Origin of the sequence: Kitasatospora sp. MY 5-36 (assembly GCF_001182915.1) — a bacterium.
GTDB lineage: Bacteria > Actinomycetota > Actinomycetes > Streptomycetales > Streptomycetaceae > Kitasatospora.
The window spans coordinates 1-959 of the sequence record NZ_LFVW01001297.1 but is presented as its reverse complement, the minus strand read 5'-3'; the positions used below and the strand labels follow the sequence as shown (position 1 = coordinate 959).

At 74.3% G+C, this 959-nt stretch carries 1 protein-coding gene; it reads left to right on the top strand.

The window, feature by feature from the left end; genetic code table 11:
• Window positions 1-112 precede the first annotated feature (112 nt).
• The gene (locus AE652_RS42065; RefSeq protein WP_234348735.1) at window positions 113-847 is read left to right on the top strand and encodes a TetR family transcriptional regulator; all 735 of its coding nucleotides are present in this window, start codon (window positions 113-115) and stop codon (window positions 845-847) included.
• Window positions 848-959: the final 112 nt, after the last annotated feature.

Here is a 959-nt window from a genome sequence, read left to right as displayed (position 1 = left end):
TCGTGATGGCCCGCAACCTCCCGTAACGCGCACACACAGGCACCGACGGCCGGTCCCGGGAGCGGCCCGGCCGTCGGCGCCGACCCCGCGCACGGATGTTAGGTTCCGGTGGATGAGCGAGAAGGAAGAGCAGGACCAGCCCATGAATGACGGGCCCTCGAAGCCGGCGATGCGCGAGGCGCTGGTGGCCGCGGCCTTCGAGCTCTTCCTGGAGCGCGGCTTCGAACAGACCACCGTCGACGACATCGTCTCGCTGGCCGGCGTCGGCCGGCGCTCCTTCTTCCGCTACTTCCCGGCCAAGGAGGACGTGGTCTTCCCCGACCACGAGCGCAGCCTCGCCGAGATGACGGAGTTCCTGGAGTCCGGCACCGGCGAGGAGGACCCGGTCAAGCACGCCTGCGACGCCGCCCGCCTGGTCCTGCGGATGTACGCCGAGCAGCCCTCCTTCTCCGTCCAGCGCTACCGGCTGACCCGCAAGGTGCCCGGCCTGCGGGCGTACGAGCTGTCCGTGGTCTGGCGCTACGAGCACACCCTCGCCGCCTACCTGCGCGGCCGCTTCGCCGACCGCCCGGACGGCCCCCTGCGCGCGGACGTGATCGCCGCCGCCGTCGTCTCCGCGCACAACCACGCCCTGCGCACCTGGCTGCGCTCGGGCGGGAAGAGCGACTGGGTGGCCGAGGTGGACGCGGCGATGGCCTTCGTCACCGGCACCTGGGGCGACCGCCCGGCCGAGGCCGCCGCCGAGGGCGAGTCCGACGACGTCGTGGTGCTGGTCGCCAGCCGCCGGGCGCCGCTGTGGCGGATGGTCCAGAGCATCGAGAGCGCGCTGGGCACCGACGCCCGCTGAGGCCCGTCGTACGGGCCCAGCAAGGAACCCCCGCCCCGGTACGCGCCGCCCCCGACCGTCACCCGGACGGCGCAGCCGCGCCCGCCGCGGCCCCGGCTGACGGCCCGTGCGC